The sequence below is a fragment of the Solihabitans fulvus genome (assembly GCF_008386585.1).
Lineage (GTDB): Bacteria > Actinomycetota > Actinomycetes > Mycobacteriales > Pseudonocardiaceae > Solihabitans > Solihabitans fulvus.
In genome coordinates this window covers 1-350 of sequence record NZ_VUOB01000231.1, presented here as the reverse complement: position 1 = coordinate 350, position 350 = coordinate 1, and the positions used below count along the sequence as shown (strand labels likewise).

Sequence of the window (350 nt, the reverse complement as noted above, 5' to 3'; positions counted from 1 at the left end):
AAAATGTCCAAGATTGTGATTATCGCCCTTGCTTTGATCGTCGCCGTATCAGCTGGAGGATACGGACAAGGACAATACGGCCACGGTGGTAACCACGAGAACCACGACAGCTACCCACACGTCCACCAACAAGGTGGATATGAGCACGGTGGTCACGGAAGCCACGGAAGCCACGGCGAACACGGCAGCCACGGCAGCCACGGTTCCGGCGGTAGTCATGGAGTGAACGGCGGTCAAGGACATCACAGCGGCCACGAAGAGCAGAGATATGGCCACGGGCACCACTAATTAGAATTTAAAAACTCTATAATAAGGATAAGAATTTTCACTGTCCCCCAACTTTGAGGCGC

Annotated in this window: 1 protein-coding gene; it reads left to right on the top strand. The window is 53.4% G+C overall.

Annotated elements, in window-relative coordinates:
• Window positions 1–288: hypothetical protein (locus F0L68_RS45700; RefSeq protein ID WP_223199625.1), on the top strand; the 288-nt coding region annotated here is incomplete at its 5' end.
• Window positions 289–350 lie beyond the last annotated feature (62 nt).